At 67.7% G+C, this 17,607-nt stretch carries 14 protein-coding genes; 7 read left to right on the top strand and 7 right to left on the bottom strand.

Annotated features, from left to right (window positions below; translation table 11 throughout):
• Positions 1-2 precede the first annotated feature (2 nt).
• Genes AB0M24_RS24275 through AB0M24_RS24265 form a run of 3 tightly spaced genes read right to left on the bottom strand, consistent with a single transcriptional unit; the run spans position 3 to position 4,735 of the window.
• A complete protein-coding gene (locus tag AB0M24_RS24275) occupies positions 3-2,474 on the bottom strand; it encodes an acyl-CoA reductase (RefSeq protein ID WP_363771935.1) in 2,472 nt (823 codons plus the stop codon).
• Positions 2,475-3,611 carry a hypothetical protein gene (locus tag AB0M24_RS24270; RefSeq protein WP_363771932.1) on the bottom strand — a complete coding sequence of 379 codons (1,137 nt, stop codon included), beginning with the start codon at positions 3,609-3,611 and terminating at the stop codon, positions 2,475-2,477.
• Positions 3,608-4,735: a GNAT family N-acetyltransferase gene (locus AB0M24_RS24265; protein WP_363771929.1), complete on the bottom strand. Its 1,128-nt coding sequence runs from the start codon at positions 4,733-4,735 to the stop codon at positions 3,608-3,610. The genes AB0M24_RS24270 and AB0M24_RS24265 overlap by 4 nt, the downstream gene beginning before the upstream one ends.
• A gap of 405 nt (positions 4,736-5,140) precedes the next feature.
• Here AB0M24_RS24265 and AB0M24_RS24260 point away from each other — a divergent pair, with 405 nt between their 5' ends.
• On the top strand, positions 5,141-6,076 hold the full coding sequence (locus tag AB0M24_RS24260) for a hypothetical protein (protein WP_363771926.1): 936 nt from the start codon (positions 5,141-5,143) through the stop codon (positions 6,074-6,076).
• On the opposite strand, the gene AB0M24_RS24255 is transcribed toward AB0M24_RS24260, so the two are convergent.
• Positions 6,048-6,683, bottom strand: coding sequence for a peptidylprolyl isomerase (locus AB0M24_RS24255; protein ID WP_363771923.1), 636 nt, complete (start codon positions 6,681-6,683; stop codon positions 6,048-6,050). The two genes, AB0M24_RS24260 and AB0M24_RS24255, sit on opposite strands and share 29 nt — an antisense overlap.
• A 56-nt stretch (positions 6,684-6,739) precedes the next feature.
• On the opposite strand from AB0M24_RS24255, the gene AB0M24_RS24250 reads away from it, so the two are divergent.
• The gene (locus AB0M24_RS24250; RefSeq protein WP_363771920.1) at positions 6,740-7,321 is read left to right on the top strand and encodes a hypothetical protein; all 582 of its coding nucleotides are present in this window, start codon (positions 6,740-6,742) and stop codon (positions 7,319-7,321) included.
• Here AB0M24_RS24250 and AB0M24_RS24245 read toward each other — a convergent pair.
• Entirely contained in the window at positions 7,311-7,976 is a 666-nt protein-coding gene (locus tag AB0M24_RS24245; RefSeq protein WP_363771917.1) for a DUF2306 domain-containing protein, read from the bottom strand. The two genes, AB0M24_RS24250 and AB0M24_RS24245, sit on opposite strands and share 11 nt — an antisense overlap.
• Positions 7,977-8,111: 135 nt before the next feature.
• On the opposite strand from AB0M24_RS24245, the gene AB0M24_RS24240 reads away from it, so the two are divergent.
• Positions 8,112-9,701, top strand: coding sequence for a hypothetical protein (locus tag AB0M24_RS24240; RefSeq protein WP_363771914.1), 1,590 nt, complete (start codon positions 8,112-8,114; stop codon positions 9,699-9,701).
• Here AB0M24_RS24240 and AB0M24_RS24235 read toward each other — a convergent pair.
• Positions 9,683-11,458, bottom strand: a complete 1,776-nt coding sequence (locus AB0M24_RS24235) for a tetratricopeptide repeat protein (RefSeq protein ID WP_363771911.1) — start codon at positions 11,456-11,458, stop codon at positions 9,683-9,685. The two genes, AB0M24_RS24240 and AB0M24_RS24235, sit on opposite strands and share 19 nt — an antisense overlap.
• Before the next feature lie 101 nt (positions 11,459-11,559).
• Here AB0M24_RS24235 and AB0M24_RS24230 point away from each other — a divergent pair, with 101 nt between their 5' ends.
• Positions 11,560-11,979, top strand: a complete 420-nt coding sequence (locus AB0M24_RS24230) for a DUF2690 domain-containing protein (protein ID WP_363771908.1) — start codon at positions 11,560-11,562, stop codon at positions 11,977-11,979.
• Positions 11,980-12,059: 80 nt separating this feature from the next.
• Positions 12,060-12,488, top strand: coding sequence for a hypothetical protein (locus AB0M24_RS24225; RefSeq protein WP_363771905.1), 429 nt, complete (start codon positions 12,060-12,062; stop codon positions 12,486-12,488).
• Here AB0M24_RS24225 and AB0M24_RS24220 read toward each other — a convergent pair whose 3' ends face one another.
• Positions 12,489-15,146 carry a BTAD domain-containing putative transcriptional regulator gene (locus AB0M24_RS24220; RefSeq protein ID WP_363771902.1) on the bottom strand — a complete coding sequence of 886 codons (2,658 nt, stop codon included), beginning with the start codon at positions 15,144-15,146 and terminating at the stop codon, positions 12,489-12,491.
• Between the two features lie 59 nt (positions 15,147-15,205).
• Between AB0M24_RS24220 and AB0M24_RS24215 the strand changes: the two genes are divergently transcribed.
• A complete protein-coding gene (locus AB0M24_RS24215) occupies positions 15,206-15,661 on the top strand; it encodes a (2Fe-2S)-binding protein (protein WP_363772153.1) in 456 nt (151 codons plus the stop codon).
• Positions 15,662-15,669: 8 nt separating this feature from the next.
• Entirely contained in the window at positions 15,670-17,484 is a 1,815-nt protein-coding gene (locus AB0M24_RS24210) for a molybdopterin cofactor-binding domain-containing protein (RefSeq protein ID WP_363771895.1), read from the top strand.
• Positions 17,485-17,607: the final 123 nt, after the last annotated feature.

The following is a 17,607-nucleotide window of genomic DNA, read 5'->3' as shown; positions in this document are numbered from 1 at the left end:
GGTCACACACTCCTGCTGCTGCGCTGGTCGACGACCGCGATCAACTTTCCACTGCTGCGAGTGCGCAAGAAGTCCGCGAGCGGCGCGTTCTCGACGCGCACGGTCAGCAGCTTGTCCTTCTCGACCGCCTCCGCGACTTCGGCGTAGCGCGACAGCAGCGTCATCCGGGTGGCGGCGGGCTCGGGCGCACGGCCGCGTTCCGTCCGCACCACCAGCTCCTCGCCGGACGAGGACTCGTTCAGCTCGATCTGCAACGCGCCGGAGTAGCTGAACTCGTCCTCCAGGATCGTGAGGAAACGGCGGTAGTTCAACGTCTGCGCGGCCGCCCGGAACACGTCCCCGGTGCGCCCCAACAGCTCGAACCGCGGCGTGCGACGGCCGCACTCGCAGTCGCCGAGGACCCAGCGGCCGAGGTCGCCGATCTCGTAGCGCTCCAACCGCTGTCCACGCCGCGTGTGCGTGGTGAAGACGAGCCGGCCGGGCTCGGAGCCGACCACCGGGCGATCCGACGACGGGTCCAGGATCTCCAATGTGTGCAGGCCGGTGAACAGGTGGTGCACCTTGCCCGACGAAGCCTGGCACTGGTAGCCGACCGGGCCCGCGTCGACCGTCGCGTAGGCAGCCGAACGGATCGTCTGGACGCCGAACTCGTCCCGCAGCCGCGCGATGGCCTGCGCGCCGAAGTGCTCACCCGCGTAGAAGATCTTGCGGATGCCGCCGTACTCCTTCAACTGATCGCCGTGCTCGGCGAAGAGCCGCTGCACGAACGACGGCGCGGTCAGCAGCGTGTCGACCTTGTTGTCCACAATGGCCTGTGCGATTGCGTCGAGCTGGCCCCACTCGCCGCCCATCGGGAACTGCACGGCGTTCATCCGCTCCAGCGCGGAGAAGAAGCTGACGAAGCTCGCGTACATGTGCCCGTTGAAGAACAGGTTCATGATCCGGTCGTGGCGCGGGTCGAGCCCCGTCGCGAGCAACGCCTCGGCGCCGACCCACATCTGCTCGTCCCAGTCCGCCCACGTGTACGCGGACAGCTTGGGCGCGCCGGAGCTGCCGCCGCTGCGGAAGTACACGTCGGCGGGACGGTCCTGCAGCGTCTCGAAGTCGGACTTCAACGTCACCGGAACAGCGGGCACCGGCAGCTGGCGCGACTCGGCCAGGTCGTCCAGCGACGCGTCGAACGCGAACCTGTCGTCGAGCTGCACGGAGATCCTGTTGCTGTAGCGCTGCAACGCGTACACGCCGTCGTGCGGCTCACCGCTGTCGCCGCCGAGCATCGAGCCGGGCGTGGTGATCCGCTGCACGCCGACGGACACGAACGAGCGGGCGAGCGTTGCGACGTCGGGGCGCTCGGCCGCGAGTCCGACGGTCTGCAGGTAGCGGCGCATCGGGCGCAGGACGGACGTGATCTCCTTGCGCGGCAGCGGCTTCACCCACACCGTCCGGTACAGCGGCGAGGTGCGCAACGCCGGCCGCACGTCCGCCAGCACGCGCCAGCGGTCGCCGGTGTGCACCTTCGTGAGGCCGAGGTGCTCTTCCAGCTGGGCCACGACCACGGTGTTCGTGATCTCCGCCCACTCGGCCTGCGAGGGCTCGCGGGTCAGCGGCCCGGTCAGCTCCAGCACGGAGGCGAACCGCTCGGCGAACGCGAACACCTGCGCCGGGTCCTCGGTGTCGAGGTAGATCACCTGCGGGCTGGAGCACGCCTGCTGCTCCAGCGCGCAGATGTCCGCCGCCAGCGCGTGCAGAGTGTCCACATCGGACCACAGGTCGCGCGTCAGGTAAGCGAACGACAGCTTCGGACCCCAGTCGATCACCCGTGCGCCGGGCTTGGCCAGCTCGGTGACGCTGGTGATGGCCTCCTCGCCACCCCAGACGGCGACAGCGTCGGCCGCGCCGAGCATGCGGGTCATCCAGTCGGAGCGAGACGACGAGAAGTGCAGCACGATGAGACGTGCGGCGATTTGACCGGTGTGGTCGTGCGAGGCCAGCGCGGCGAGCACCTCGGCGGTGAAGCCGGAGTCGTCCGACGCGACCTTGATGACGTTGAGGTTGCCGGACAACAGGCCCTCGACGGCGCTCAGAACGCCCGCCGCGGGCGCGTTGCCCGCGGTCACGTGCGCGAGCAGCCCCAGCGGCACCCAGGCCTCGTACGTGGGCGTGCGGAAGTCGGGACGGACCATCCGCGCCGGGTCGAGGTTGCCGAGCTCGCGCTTGAGCTTGCGCTCCAGCTCGGGGCGGCTCAGCGCGTGCCGCAGCGCCTCCAGCGTCTCCTCGATCTCCAGCGAGTCGAGGCCCCACGACGCCAGCGCGCCGCGGTGATCGTCCAGGACCAGCTTCTCCGCCGCCGCGAGCACCACGAGCGGGCTCAGCCGCGGGCCGGTGACGACCTGCTGGGTGCGGTCCTCCAGGGTGTCGAGACGGTGTGCGACCGAGTCGTCGTCGACCCACTCGCCCTGCCAGAAGTGCCTCATCTACTTGCCCTTCAAAAGCTCTGCGGCTGCGATGGCGCAGGAACGGTTGCGGGAGACACCGGCGCGGCCGAGGATCTCGAACCACGGGGTCTCGTTGCCGCAACCGCACTCCTCAGGTGCGTGCAGTGCGGCGAGGTCACCCATCAGCACGCTCTGCGCGGGCGACGAGGTGATGTACGGGGAGACGAACTGGATGTAGCCGGACTCGCCGTACGGCAGCGGTTCCAGCGTCCGGACGTCGCGGACGATCGCGCGTGACCAGGTCGGCACGTGCAGGTTGTGGTGGGAGCACTCGACGTACGGCACCGAGTGCTCGACCGAGCCGTAGCTGTCGCGGATCCGCGCGTCCGGGATGCCGAGCATCTCGGTGATCTTCGCGCGCAGCTCCGCCTTGGAGATCTGCTTGTCCGCGTTGCCCTTCCAGCCGCCGCCGAACCAGACCAGCGAGCGCTCGTTCAACTTCACCGGGTCGATGCCCATGGCGCGCATGCGGTCGATGGTGAAGCTGAGGAACGCGGGGAAGCCGAAGATCCGCACCGGCAGGCCGCTGTCCGCGAAGCTCCGCAACGCGCGGATGCTGCCGAACGCGTCGAACTCGTGGCCAGTACCGGTGTGCGCGAGGCCGTAGTCCACCGAGCGCACAGGCGCGAAGTCGGTCATGAACTGGCCGGTGAACGAGCTGCCGAGCTTCACGTTCGGCGTCGGCTGGTTGAGGTTGATCAGGTAGTGCACCGGCTCGGTGTCGTCGATGAACCCGTTGTGGTCGTAGATCCGCGCGACCATCCGCTGGCCTGCCCGCAACGTCCAGGCGTCCCAGAACATCTGCGACTTCTGCCCGGTCGTGCCGGACGAGGTGGCGTGCACGACGACCTCGTCGCGCGGCACCGACAGCACCTCGTGCATCTTGAAGAAGTTGGCGTGCACGTACGGCTGCTCGGTGATGTCCTTGAGGGGCTTGCCGTTCCACAGGCTGCGGAAGAAGTCGTTGCGCTGGGCGTGCCACCGGTTCGACTCGTTCATGGCTTCCAGGAACAGGTCCTGGTCGCTGTGGTCGTAGGGCGCGGCGATGTCGCAGAGCTGTTGGACGGCACTCAAGGACGGATCCGGCACCGTTGCTGGACCGAGATGTGGATTCATGCGCGGAAAACTCCGTTGGTGTTGAGGAACTTCTGCGTCCACAGCTCGATGTACTGCTCGGTGAAGGGCCGGAACGCCTCGTCGATCGTGAGCCCGCGGAAGTCGGGCGGTTGTGGCGTGTGCACCATGACCACGTAGTCTTGGTACTGGTCGCCGTCCTTGCGCATCGCCGGGTACAGCGCCACCGGCAGGAAACCGAAGGCCAGCAAGGCGCTCAGCTCGTCGAACTCGTGCAGCGGCACCAGGGTCTCGACGTGCGGGGCGCCCATGCTCGTCAGCGTGTCGATGACGCTCGTGAGGTGCGGGATGACCGCCTGCGGACCCGGCGTGGCACCGAAGATCGTGCAGTAGCCGTCGTGCCGGTTGAGGTGGCCGTAGAGCTGGTACTCGCCCTGCTCGTCCGCCAGCAGCACGTTCGGCTTGTGCAGCGGGTAGAAGCGGCGTGCGGGGTCGTTGATGGTGCGCTCGAAGTGGCGCTGCACGAACTGCGGTGCCTCGATGATCTCCAGTCGCGACGGCTCGGCCTCGGGGAAGTCGGTGCCCTCGACGAACTCCGGCAGATGCGGCAGGCCGATCGTGCGATGCGTTGCGGTGACGAGCTTTTCGAGTTGCTGCGGAACCTTGTGCACTTCGACGCGCCGGTCGAGCACGCCGTCGCGGTGCTTCGCCAGCAACGCCATGGTCTCCCGCTTGGCGTGCTTGAAGAGGTTCGGCACGAGCCCGAGCGCGTGGAAACCGTTGCGCAGACACACCCTTTGCGGCGCGATGTGAATCGTGCGGGCAGTGCCGTAGACCGAGTCGACCTCACCGGTCGCGAGCATCCGGTCGGTGATCTGGCCGACCGCGTGGTGCGCGATGCCGCCGCCCTGCGCGTCCGGGTCGACGACCAGCCCGGCGATCTTGCCCAGGCGGTCTTCGTGCTCGACGTGCCCGGTGATCGAGGCGACGACGCGGTTCTCGTTGCGCCACACCAGCCACGTGGTGCTCTTCGCCTCGATCTCGGCTGCCATGACGTCGGGGTCGGTGCCCATCGCGATGGGGTAGTTCGCGCCGTGCGCCCGCCGGTACAGCCTGAGCAGATCGTCGATGTCGTCGAGTCGAGCCGGCTCGAACTCGGGTGCCACTGCCTTGTCTCCTTCATCTCCCGTTTCGGGCGCACGCCGAACAGACCGATGCGCGGATCGGCGTGTTCGGTAAATGCGAGGGGGTTGACCAATTTCCAGGCTACTGGCTGGTACAACCGCCGTTCAGGTGAGGCAAGCGCATGAGCAGCGAAATTAATTCCGGAGGGCGAGCGGGATCACAAACACCCTTAAGTCGGCCTTAATTCCAAATGGTTTCATTGGGCCTTCCGGGTGAGTCTCAGCTGGTTGAAAGCTTGATCACCGGTGTGAGCGGGATCGCTTTCCCGGTTCTTTCCAGCTGGATTTCCTTTCTGTCATATGTCAACGCCAGGGCCTCTCGTCACGCTATTTCCAGGCCAAGGTGACGAGTTGACGGATGCTCATATGTGAACGAAGCTGGTGCGTGTGGAGCCCTTCTTACGCGATGAGGATCCTGCCGATGCCGTGCGGTCGCTGCCGGAACCGGCGCGGCGGCTGTTCCTCACGCTGTGCTGCGTCAGGGAAGACGATCTCCACATGTACGTGGTCGGTGACGCCGACGACGAGCTCGCGGTGCTGTCCGAACACGGTCTGATCGAGATCGAGGACGGGCGACTGCGCCTGCACCCCGGTGCCGTCGAGGCGGGCCGCACGATGGCCGGTCTGGCGGACAGCCGGTTCCACGTGGCGGACCAGCTCGCGGCGATCGAGCATCAGCAGGGGCGGCACGACCGTGCGCTCGACTTGAAGGCAGAGGCGCTCGGACTCGCCTACGCGACAACGGATCCGCACGAGATCAGCAAACAGCACCACGACTACGCGGTGCTGCTCGGCCGCGTGGACAACGGGTCGCCGCACGTGCTGGCCCACTACTTCGCCTCGGCGGCCATCGCACTGCGGTCCGGCGCACCCACCCTGCGCGACGAGATCGAGATGCTGGCGATGTTCGCGTTCGCCTTCGGCCTGCCGGAACGCATGTCGTTGAACGACTTCTGCGCGCTGGCCGAGGAGATCGAGGGCGTGCGGCTGTGGGATCTGCTCTCGGAGTTGCCGAGTGCTCCGGAGGACCTGAGCGGGTTGGTCGTCGGCGCGATGGAACGGGCGCACGAGACCATGCGGGACTGGTCGCCGTTGATGACCGCGGTGGTGCTGCAGGCGGAAGGCGATGATCAGTGGGCTGCGCAGCTCCAGGCCGAGCTCGCCGGCCTGGAGCAGAACCCAGGCGCGATACCGCTGGCGCGGGTGCTCCGTCGCGTTCTCGCCGGCGAGCGAGGCCCCGAACTGCTGAACGGCTTGGGCATGCTGCCGTTCGGGTTGGTGTCGAAGATCCTGGCTACCCTGCGAGAACGTGCAGGATCCTGACTGGCTTCTTGGGCGCGCCGTCGAGGGTTCCGTCCGGCTGCGGCACGATCCCGGCCTTCACGATCCGGTCGAGCGTGTCCATGCCGTGCGTGACGTGACCCATCACGGTGTACAGGGGCTTGATGTTGGCGAACGAGTGCACGATGAAGAACTCGCTGCCGTTCGTGCCAGGCCCTTGGTTGCCGTACGCGATGGTGCCGCGCGGGTACGTCTCCTTGCCGGTCACCTCGTCGGCGAACTTGTAGCCGGGCCCGCCCTCCTCGGCGCGGTAGATGTCACCGCACTGCAGCACACCGAGCCGCGCGGTGTCCGTGAGCCGCCAGCACTGCGACATCGTGTAGAACCAGCTGCGGGCCAGGTGCGCGAAGTTCTCCACCCCGCACGGCGCGTTGGCGCGGTCCAGCTTCGCGACCACCACGCCGTAGTTGGTCACGATGGTGACCTTCACGCTGCCCTTCGCCGGAACCGTCGCGGGCGGCGGCTGGACCGGTCGGGCGGCCGGGTTCTCCGGGGTCGGGGTGAACACGCACTGGGCGGTCGGCGGAGCGGCCTGGGCGGTCGCGGGTGCGAGGACGGCCATCATCAGGACAGCGAGCAGTAGCCTCATGACCGCCGACCGTAGTCGCGCCAAAACTGCTTGTCAGCCCAACTACGTTGGGTGACGTGACCACGGATCGGATCGGCGAGTCGATGTACTTCGCGGTGGACCTCGACCTCGATGACGCGGCACGGGTGGTCGAAGAACGGTTGGGCGTCGCGCTGGAGGTCCGCGTCGACCTGTACGGACTCAAGGAGTACGAAGGCTCCTACGTCGACGGAGCCCGGCTTTGGATGCAGGGTTCCTCGCCGGCGACGTTGTGGGTGTGGGCGACGCTGCGCGGCGAGGAGATCAGAACGGCACTCGTCGGCGCGCAGGTCCGGCTGGATCGCGTCATGCCCGGCCCGACCCGCGAGCGTGTTCACCGGAGGGATGCTTGGCGCCGGCTGCTCGACGAACTCCGGGCCGAGGGCTGGCGGATCGAGATGAACGGCGACGGTGACGGACTGATCCAGGCGGAGGGCTTTCTGCCCACCGGACAGGAGTTCTACCTGAACTTCAAGTACGACACCTGCTACCTGGAGGTCGGATCCACGCCCGAGGAGTGGTCCGCGCACGAGGTGCCGTATCCGCGAGCCGGTTACCTCGAGGCGGACGAGGCCGTGCTGATGCTCCGCGAGCTGCACACCGTCTGGCTCACACGCTGACCGGTTCACGCTGCTCGGACCGCACCGGCGCCTTGCGACGGGGCTTGCGTTCCAGCCACCACTGCGAGATCAGCAGCGGCACCACCCAGCCGGTCCACGTCGAGATCCCCGCGACCAGGTACGGCAGCTGCGCTTCGGGCACGCGGTCCGCCAGCAGCAGGAACGCGACCACGCCCCAGATCCGGTTCGTGATGATCGAGACGGTCAGGGTGAAGCTGCGGATCATCCACTTGCGGTGGTCGCGGAACTGCCGCTGCCGGGCCGCGCGCCACGCCAGCCACGTGAAGAGCAGCCACAGCACGGCCAGCATCACGTTGCTCACCTGCGCGACCGGGCCGAACGGTGTCATCCAGCCGATGACCAGGCCGGACAGTCCTGCTGGGAGCACGCCGGCCAGCACGTAGACGCGGCCTACGCGGCGGTGCCACGCGGGGAAGCGGGTGCGGAACCACGGCCAGATCTGGACTACGCACGTGATGATGGCGATCGACGCGCAGACGACGTGCACCACCAGCAGGGGATAGTGCGGTCCCCAGTCCGACTGCACACGCGCCGATGCACGGTCACCGGTCAGATAGGGCGGCAACGAGAACGCCACGAACGCCACCACCACGAAGGCCAACGGGCCTACCCAAGGCTTGCGCAACCAGGTCATGGAAGTCACGGTCGCCCAGGCCGCTTACCGATCGCGCACCGCTTGCTGACGTGATTCCAGGTCCGGTGTACCTGGCCATGATCTGTCCACTGATTGGTCGTTTCGCGAACGCTCGGTCGGCTCCAAACTGACGCGATGACTCCCGAGTCGTTGGCCGCCGTCCTCGACACGATGCCGGAGCAGCGGAAGGCCATCGCCGACGGCGAGGCCACCGCGGAGACCTACGAGGCCGTTGCCCGGCGGGTGGCGGTCTTCGAGGCGCGGGACAAGGGCTGCGCTGAGTTCACGAAGATCAGCGAGGACGAGGCGTTGCAGGAGCACGTGATGGCGTGCGCGATCTGCAAGCCGAAGGATCCGAAGCGGCTGCGGGAACGTGTCGAGTACCTGGCGCCCGGCGTGGTCGCGGTGCCGGACGACGACGACCGCAAGCTGTTCGCGTTCCTCAGCAGTCCGGCGCGTGTCGTGTCCGAAGTGGTCACCAAGCCGGTCAAGGCGCTGACCGACTTCATGACCAAGGCCGGGCCCGTGGCGTCCGATCCGCACGTGTGGAAAGCCGCGGCCGCCGTCGTCGGGTTCGTGGTGTTCCTGCTGGCCGTGCCGGGCTCGGAACGGGTGGAGCCGGTGCAGGACAGACAGGTCGCCGCCCCGAACCAGGAGCCGCCCGGCAGTTCCGAGCCGCCCACGTCCACCACGCCGCCGGCAGGACCGTCGGTGTCACCCAGCGCAGGTCCCACCAGCACCACCGAAAAGACGATCATCGTGCCAGCCCCTCCAGGAACGACTCAGCAACAACGACAGCAGGCTGGAACGTCCACATCGGACGGACCGCACGGGCCGACTACGTGGGCCTACGCGAGCACACCGGAGCACCAGTACGAGCAGCCGGTCGGGCAGCAGGTCGAGCTGCACCGGCAGTGGCAGTGGGGAACCTGGCGCCGCAACGGCGTCGAGCGATACATCTCGTTGATCAGGACGGGCGACGGCACCTATGTCGTGCGGATTCCGGAGGTCAGCGGTGGCACCGTGCACGCCGCGCTGAGCAACGGCTGGGGCTACTACGAACCGGCCTCGTGCCAGACCGCGGGAACGCACGCAGAGGGCGCGGACCTGCTCGTCGACGTCGTCTGCTTCGCGCCGAACGGCAGCAGGAAGAACCTCCCGTTCGCCATCGTGTTCGCGAGCGACGGCCCGGCGGTGGCCTATCGCGGTGGCGCACCGGGAGTCATGCGCACCGGACCTGGCCAGTACGAGGTGACCACGTTGGGCGGCAACGGGTTCGCGATGGTCTCGCCGGTCGGCCAGAGCCGCGCCCGGTGCCGGAGCACGGTCGAGGCCACGCGCATCAGGGTCGCGTGCGACGCCGACACCGACTGGAACCTGACCTACACGCAGAACTCCGCGCTGCACCACGACCCGTCCGCATCGGCCGCCTACCTCGAAACGGGCAACGCGAGGTCGTGGGCGAGCAACGGCGAAACACCTGCGGTCACGAGGAAGAGCGTGGGCTTCTACGAGGTCCAGTACGCGCAGATCGGCAACCCGAAGGTCTATCCGGCCGACGCCGTGCTGGTCAGCGCGAGCGGACAGGAGCCGAGGTACTGCCGGATCTGGGCGTGGAACGGCTATTCGTTCCCGCCGGGCGTGCTGGTGCAGATCCGCTGCTACGACCAGGCCGGCGCACCGGCTGACTCGACGTTCGCCCTCGCCTACGTGCGCAGTCCGTGATCTGTGAGGTACAGCGTCTCCGCCTGCCGCATCCGCCGCACCGCCTCCGCGACGAACCCCAGTGCGTTCAGCAACTGCGCGGCATCGCGGAGAATCTCCTGATCCCGCAGGAGAAACGCCTGCTCGGCAGCCCGGTCGTAGCAGCTGAACGCGTTCTCGTCGTCGCCAAGAGCCTCGTGGGCAAGGCCCATGTTCAGCAGACAGGACGCGTCGACGACGGCCTCCAGCGCCGCGGCGTAGCACCTGATGGCTTCCTGGTGGCGCTGCGAGCGCTGGTGGAGGTTTCCCATGCCGTTCCACGCCCGGCAGAGTCCCTCCTGGTCACCGAGCGAAACGCTGATGTCGCGGGCGCGTTCGTAGTAGGAGATGTCACCGGTGCTGCGGCCGAGGCTCAGGCAGACTCTCGCCTCTCCGCGCGCATCGCCCTCCGCGACCCGGATCTCCAGCACCTCCAGGTAGATCCGCACGGCCTCGTCCGTGCGTCCGCCCACCAGGTGCACGTTGGCCAGCCCCATCAGCGCCCGTGACTCCCGCCGGATCGCCAACGCCTGCTCATGGCACTCCTCGGCGGCGTCGAAGCGTCCGCGGTCGAACAGCGCGTGCCCGAGATGGGCGAGGGCCAACGCCTCCGCGGCCTGCTCACCCAACGCTCGCGCCGCCGCCACAGCCGCGGTCTGCACCTCGACCGACATCGCCTCCACCAGCTGCGCGGCAAGGGCGATGCGGCGTCGATCATCCGCCAAACCCACGGCCGCGACGGCGTTCTCGGTCTCATCAGCCGCCGCACTCACGTAGTGGTCGAGCAGGCGGTCGAGCCCGCCGGGCTCGCGCGGCTCCAACGTCCTCGCGTAGTCCCGCAACAACGAGTGCATCGCGATCCGGTCGTCCGGCGCGTTCTCCAGCAGGTGCAGCGAGAGCAGCTTGTTGCGCGCCGTTCGCACGTCCTCGCCGGCCAGGGCGTTGAGAGCGGAGATCGAGAACTCCCGTTCGAACCCGTCCCCGAGCAGCCGGAACACACGGGCCTCCGCAGGCGAGAGCTGCCGGTACGCCCACGTGAACGAGCTGTAGACCTTGTCGCGTTCGGAAGGAATCTCCTCGACCAGCGTCGCCAGCGGGGCCGTCGTCCGGAGCCGGGCCAGCTTCGCCGCGATGATCAACGCCAACGGCAGCTGCCCGCAGGCGCTCAAGAACGCGCGTGCCACCGCAGGGTCCTCGTCGATCCGAGGGCCCAGGTGCGCTCGCAGCAACGTCAGCGAGTCCTCGACGCTCATCGGCCCGAGGTCCACGCCTCCCAGGCGCTCACGGCTCGTCGCGATCACCGCCGAGCCTTCCTGGTGGAACGGGCCGAGGTCGTGGTCCTCGCTGACGTTGTCGAGCACGAACAGGACGCGCAGGCCGCTGAGCAGCTCGATCAGCTGGTCCTGCGGCTCGGGTTCGATCGGCGTCTCGGGATCGGTGAACGCGCGGATGAACCGGACGAGCACCTCGTCCATCGTGTGTTTGGAGAGGTCGGCGCGGAGCTGACCACCGGGGAACCCGTCGGCGACCTCGTGCGCGAGCCGGACGGCCAGCGTGGTCTTGCCGGACCCCGGCGGGCCGCAGAGCAACGCGACCCCGTTGCGCTTCAGCTGAGCGCCCAACGCGGCCAGCTCCCGTTCCCGTCCGTGCACCACGGGATCCGGCCCCAGCTGCCGACGTGAGCGGCCGCGCGGCTTCGGCATGGAGAAGTTGTTGGTCGCGTCCACCGGGTTCGGCACGCTGAGAAAAGTAGCGTGAGATGCGGTTCTGACACCTCGCTGACACCTTGCCGGGTGCACCTGTCAGGTCGTTGTGAGCGCCGTTCAGCAATGTCAGCGCCATGAAGTCGACAGCCCTGATCGCCGCGGCCGCGCTGACGCTCCTCGTCGCGCCGGACGCGCAGGCGGCGTCCTGCAGCGGACGTTCCTGCAACGACAAGGACCCGGTCACCGCCGGGTGCGCCGGCAGCACCACGGTCGCCGACACCGCGCCGATGTACAAGGGCGGAACGGCAGAGCTGCGCTGGTCGCCGGGCTGCAAGACGAACTGGGTGCGCGTCTCGAACTACTCCGGCGGCGACTCGGCACTGCGCATCACCGTGTGGACGGGCAGCGACCACGTCGGCTTCGTCGCGCCGGGAACGCCCGGCAACCACTGGGGAAACATGGTCTACGCGCCCGGCTGCGCCCGTGGCGAGGTGCTCTACGTCGACTCCGACGGCGTCCACCGCACTGCCCGGCTCCAGTCGAGCGACTGCTGAGGGGGCGCGCCATGACCGGCTACATCACCGACTGAGCGTCGCACCGCAGACCTTTCGCAGGAAACCATTGAGGGAGAAGCATGTTCAGCAAGATCGCAGGAGTCGTCGGCGCGAGCGTGCTCGCACTGGGAGGCATGCTCGCCATCGCGTCGCCCGCGAGTGCCGAGACCAACCCGCACTGCAGCCGGGTGACGCAGATCGGCAGCACGGCCTACATCAAGTCCGGTGGCACCAACATCGCCTCGGTGAAGCAGTTCAAGGGCTGCAACAAGAACTGGTCCTACACCTACGTGTGGGAGGGCTTCCGCAACTCGCACAAGAACGTCAACTGGTGGGCCTGCTCCGGCGTCACCAACGGCACCCTGGTCGACTACATGTGCGGCGGTAACCACCAGGCCGAGGTGTGGTCCACTGGCGCCAACACGATCAGCGACTGCACCAAGGCGTACGGGCAGCTCGAGTGGGGCAGCGGCGGCGAGGGCTGGGCGGCCACCGACCAGCGCTGCTGATCAACCCAGCACGCTTTCCAGCAGGTTGTCCTTGCGCAGACCGGGTGTGCCGAGCAGTTCGGCCGCCCGGTCCGCGTGTTTTTCGTGCCCTGCCTTGACGAGCATCCGCCGTGCCACACCCTCGCCGTACCGGTCGCCACGAGCGCTCGTGATCTCCAGGCAGCGCTCGGCGTCCTTCGTGGCCTCGTCAAGTTTCCCGGACGCCAGCAGAACTTCCGCGCGGCACAACAGCGCCTGCCACTCGTCGTTGTGCTCGCCCGTCGCCCGGCACAGCTCGATGCACTCGTCCAGCGCCGTCAGCGCCTCGTCCAACCGGCCGAGCTTGAACAGCGCCTGACCCTGCGACGCCAACGCATACGCCGTGCCGGCCGCGTCCTGATCCGCACGAGCGAACCTCAGGCTTTCCTCCGAGGCTTCCAGCGCCGACGAATATCGGCCGGCCACCTGGTGCACCTGGGCAAGTGCCGAGAGCGGAACCCGTTGCGCACCAGCAGGTCCGTGGTCCGAGATGAGCTTGACGGCCTGCGCGAGGGTGGACGAGGCCTCGTCGAGCCGGCCCAGCTCGCGTTGGATCGTGCCGATACCGGCGAGCGCACGGCCCTGTCCGAACGGGTCGTCGGCGCGGGCCGCCAGCACTTCCTCGAGCTGCGCCAGGGCTGTCTCGAACGAGCCGATCCTGCGGTTCGCCGCCGACTGCACGAGAAGCGCCGTCTGCAACGCCTCCGATGTGCCGATCGTGCGTGCCGCCTGAGCAGCGATCTGGCCGAGTTCGACCAGATCGGCGACTCTGTCCTGTTTGAACAGATGCGGGTACAGCATGTGCGCGATGGCCAGCGCGTGTTCGGTCATCGTGGACCGCGCGGCCGCCAGCAGGTTCTCCGCCTCGTCCGTCAGCCACCGCAACGGTTCGTCGAGGTCCTGTCCTGTGGCGGAACCGGTCAGTGCGCCGTAGGCGTGCGGCCGCAGCTGCTTCAACGCCGCGGTGAGAGTCTCGCGGTAGTACGACAACGCACGTTCCAGCGCCTCGTGCTTCTCGTCGCTGGGGTGCTCGGCACCGAACAACCGCAACAGGTCGTGCACCCGGTACCGCTCCGGCCCGCACGGTTCGACGAGCTTGGCGTCCACCAACGGATCCAGCACGCGATCCACGTCGTCCTGCCCGAGCAACGCCTGCGCGACCGGCTCGCTCACGGTCGGCACGTTGAGGCAGCACAACAGGATGAACGCCCTGGTCGACCGGTCGGACAGCCCCTCGAAGCTCAGCTGGAAGCTCGACCGCACCCCGAGGTCGTCGAAGTGCAGCTCGTCCAGCCGGTGCCGCTGGTCCGCGAGCCGGCGGGCGAGGGTCTCGGTCGTCCAGTCCGGCCGCGACCGCAGCCGTGCGGCGGCGATCGTCAGCGCGAGCGGCAGGTAGTCACAGGCCTTCGCGACCTGCTTCGCGGCATCGCTGCCAGAACCGAGCAACCGCACCGCGTCGTCCTCCGGCAGCGGGTCGAGCCGGACGTGCAACGCGCTGACCGTCGCGAGCATCCGGCGACTCGTGATCAGCACCGACGAACCGGCCTCACCCGGCAGCAACGGACCGACCTGAGCCGCGTCCACCGCGTTGTCCAGCAGGATCAGCACTTTGCGGCGAGCCAGCGTCGACCGGTACAGAGCAGCCGCTTCCGACGTGTCGGTGGGCACCGCGAGCGGAGGTGTGCCGAGAGCGCGCAGAAACCTCCTGAGCACCTCCGCGGACGACAACGGCGAACGACCGGGCGTGGCGCCGTGCAGATCCACGTACAGCTGCCCGTCCGGAAAACGGTCGGCCATCGCGTGCGCCGCGGCGGTCGCGAGAGCGCTCTTTCCCTGCCCACCCGGCCCGTGCACAGCGATCACAGTCTCCGCGGAACCTGTGATCAACGAGATCTCGGCCTGCCGCCCCACGAACGGTTCCGGCGCCTTGGGCAGCTCGCGTGGCACAGCGGGGATGTCGCCCTGCAGGATCGCCGCGTGCAGGTCCTTGAGCTCCTGCCCCGGATCGAGCCCGAGCTCGTCGGCCAGGTGCCGCCTGCCCTCGTCATACACCCGCAGCGCGTCCGCCTGCCGTCCGCTGCGGTGCAGCGCGACCATCAACGCGCCCCGCAACCGTTCCCTGGTCGGGTGCTCGGTGACGTACCCGGTCAGCTCGCCGAGAACCTCGTGGTGGCGGCCCTCCTTGATCGCTTTGTCGACACGTCGCTCAATCGCCCCGAGCCGCTCTTCCTCCAGCTGGTTCGCGAGTTGCGTGTTCGTGGTCAGCTCGGCCAGCGCGGGCCCGCGCCAGTGCGCCAGCGCCTCGTCCGGGTCCTCGGCCTCGCGGAACAGCTGCAGGTCGAGCGACCGGTCCGGGATGTCGAGCCGGTACCCCTGCCGCGACCACTCCAGCGACACCCCGGGCAGGTCCTTGAGAGCGCGCCTGAGCTGCGAGACGTGGACCTGCACGGCCTTGCGCGCGCTGGCGGGCGGATCGCCGTCCCACAAGATCGACATGAGGTGGTCGACGCTGACGGTCTGGCCGGCGTGCAGGAGCAGCAGAACCAGGACCTGACTGGGCTGACCTGCGGAGATGCGGACGTCCCGCAGCCCGTGCGTGACGAGCAGCGGCCCAAGCACCCCGAACCGAACGCCGTCCACGCGCGCAACGATATCCCGTCTACAACGGGGTCGCGGCCGCTACGCTCGGTGAAGTGACCATGCACCGGCTGCACATCAACGGTGAGATCCGCGAGGTCGAAGCCGATCCCGAAACCCCGCTGCTCTGGGTGCTCCGCGACCGCCTCGGCCTGACCGGCACGAAGTACGGTTGCGGCGTCGGCTTCTGCGGCGCGTGCACGTCCATAGTGGACGGCCAGGCGTTCAAGCCGTGCCAGCACACCGTGGCGAGCATGGCCGAGCAGGACGTGCTGACCATCGAGGGCGTCGAAGATCACCCGGTGCAGCTGGCGTGGCTGGACGAGGACGTCACGCAGTGCGGTTACTGCCAGCCCGGCCAGATCATGGCGACCATCGCGTTGCTGGCCAAGCACCCCGACCCGACCGACGAGGACATCGACGAGGCGTTGCGGGACAACGTCTGCCGGTGCGGCACGTACCCGCGGATCCGCAAGGCGATCAGGAACGCCGTCGCACGGATGAAGGCCGCGCGGTGAACCACTCCATGATGAATCCATTTGTGCGCATCGACGCCGAATCCGGCCGAATCACGGTCACAGTCCCGGTTCCGGACTCGGGACAAGGAGTCCGCACCGCCATCGCCATGATGGTCGCCGAGGAGCTGAAGGTCTCCGTCGACAGCCTGTGGATCGAGCAGGCGGAGGGCGATCCGGACGTCTACGGCCCGCAGATCTCCGCCAACTCCAACACGATGCAGCGCGTCCACGAGCCGATCCGCACGGCCGCCGCGACCGTCCGCCACCTGCTGGTCAAGGCCGCCGCGCGACGCTGGCAGGTCGCGGAGTCCGAATGCCGTGCGGCCGAAGGCTTCGTGCGGCACGGAGACCTGCGGTTCAGCTATCAGGAACTCGCGGAGGAAGCCGCGACGCTCACCCCTGGCGACGTCGAGCTGACACCGCAGGACGAGTGGCAGGTGCTGGGAAACCCGGCGGTCAAACGGGTGGATCAGGACGCGATCGTCAGGGGCAAGCTCGCGTACGGCATCGACCAGCCGGCCGACCTGGTCGCGGTCGTCGCCAGGCCGCCGTGGATCGGCGCCACCCCAACGGGTTTCGACGCCTCACGGGTCCGCGACGCCGAAGTCGTCCGGCTCGACCACGGATTCGCACTGGTCGCCGAGGACACCTACACCGCGATCAAGGCACGCGAAAACCTCGAAACGTCCTGGCAGGGAGGTTTTCCGGACGCGGACAGCGACCAGTGGGCCGCCGAGCTCGAAGCCGCTTTGCCGGCAGGAAATACGCCACCGGGTGAGTACGTCGAAAAGATCTACGTCACACCGATGCTCGCTCACGTGCCGATGGAACCGCCGACGGCAACGGCAAAAGTCAACGGCGACGAGCTGACGTTGTGGGCACCGACACAAGCGCCTGACCGGGTGCGCAAACTTCTCGAAGAAGAGTTCGTGAGCGTCCGGGTGATCCCGACCAGAGCAGGCGGCGCGTTCGGGCGGAAGTTCGAGGTCGACTTCGTCCTGGAGGCAGTCCAACTCGCACGGCACACCGGCAAGACGGTGAAAGTGGTGTGGACGAGAGACGACGACATCCAGCACGACTCGTACCGTCCATTGTCGGTCCATCGCATACGAGCAACGGTCAACGACGAAGGACTACCCGTCTGGCGGGATCACGCGGTTTCGACGTGGCCTCTCTCCGCGATGCTCGACATGACGAGCAACCCCGAGGTCATGAAGATGATGTCGGGTAACAAGTATCCGTACGGCGTGGAGGGTGAGGTCCACTTCGCGATCCTGCCGCCGCCGATCAGAACCGGCTTCTGGCGCAGTGTCTACGCAGGTCAGTTGGTTTATGCGGACGAGCTGTTCCTGAGTGGCCTCGACATGGCGGACAACCAGGTCGAACGCCGGTTGAAGCTGTTGGCTGACCAACGGGTCAGAAAAGTTCTGGAAGCCGCCGCGGAAGCGCACGACGGAGAAGCACAAGCCGTTGCCTGCCATCGCGACTACGGTTCGGTCATCGCGGTGATCGCTGAAACGAGACACGATGGCAGCACGAATATCACCGCGGCGGTCGACGTCGGCACCGCGCTGCACCCGTCGGGTGTCCGCCAACAGGTCGAAGGCGGGATCATGGATGCCGTCTCCGTGGTACGAGGTGCGCGAATCACCGTCAAACAGGGAAAAGTCGTGCAAAAATCGTTCGGGGACTACCCGTGGGCGCGGATCGGCGACACACCCGAGATCAACGTCGTCGTAGTGGCGTCGGACGCACCCGTGGGCGGATTGGGTGAGCTGGCGTACCCGGCTGCCGCAGCGGCACTCGGTTTTCTTTCACGCTGAAAACAGAACAGGGATTTGCGGTAGCGTCCGTATTAGTGGGTCACCTCATTGGAGTAACGACGGTGCCGCGATCATCCCAAGTCGGGCATCATCACCTGGCTCGACCAAGTCGTAGAACGAGGG

This window comes from Lentzea sp. NPDC051838 (genome assembly GCF_040681245.1).
Classification (GTDB): domain Bacteria; phylum Actinomycetota; class Actinomycetes; order Mycobacteriales; family Pseudonocardiaceae; genus Lentzea.
Note: the sequence above shows the minus strand (reverse complement) of the source record. Positions and strands in the feature narration are given on the sequence as shown.

Coding starts and splice junctions, on each gene's coding strand:
- AB0M24_RS24215 (WP_363772153.1), top strand. CDS start 15,206: ATGCACCGGCTGCACATCAACGGTGAGATCCGCGAGGTCGAAGCCGAT.
- AB0M24_RS24225 (WP_363771905.1), top strand. CDS start 12,060: ATGTTCAGCAAGATCGCAGGAGTCGTCGGCGCGAGCGTGCTCGCACTG.
- AB0M24_RS24240 (WP_363771914.1), top strand. CDS start 8,112: ATGACTCCCGAGTCGTTGGCCGCCGTCCTCGACACGATGCCGGAGCAG.
- AB0M24_RS24245 (WP_363771917.1), bottom strand. CDS start 7,976: ATGACCTGGTTGCGCAAGCCTTGGGTAGGCCCGTTGGCCTTCGTGGTG.
- AB0M24_RS24270 (WP_363771932.1), bottom strand. CDS start 3,611: ATGAATCCACATCTCGGTCCAGCAACGGTGCCGGATCCGTCCTTGAGT.
- AB0M24_RS24210 (WP_363771895.1), top strand. CDS start 15,670: ATGATGAATCCATTTGTGCGCATCGACGCCGAATCCGGCCGAATCACG.
- AB0M24_RS24255 (WP_363771923.1), bottom strand. CDS start 6,683: ATGAGGCTACTGCTCGCTGTCCTGATGATGGCCGTCCTCGCACCCGCG.
- AB0M24_RS24230 (WP_363771908.1), top strand. CDS start 11,560: ATGAAGTCGACAGCCCTGATCGCCGCGGCCGCGCTGACGCTCCTCGTC.
- AB0M24_RS24275 (WP_363771935.1), bottom strand. CDS start 2,474: ATGAGGCACTTCTGGCAGGGCGAGTGGGTCGACGACGACTCGGTCGCA.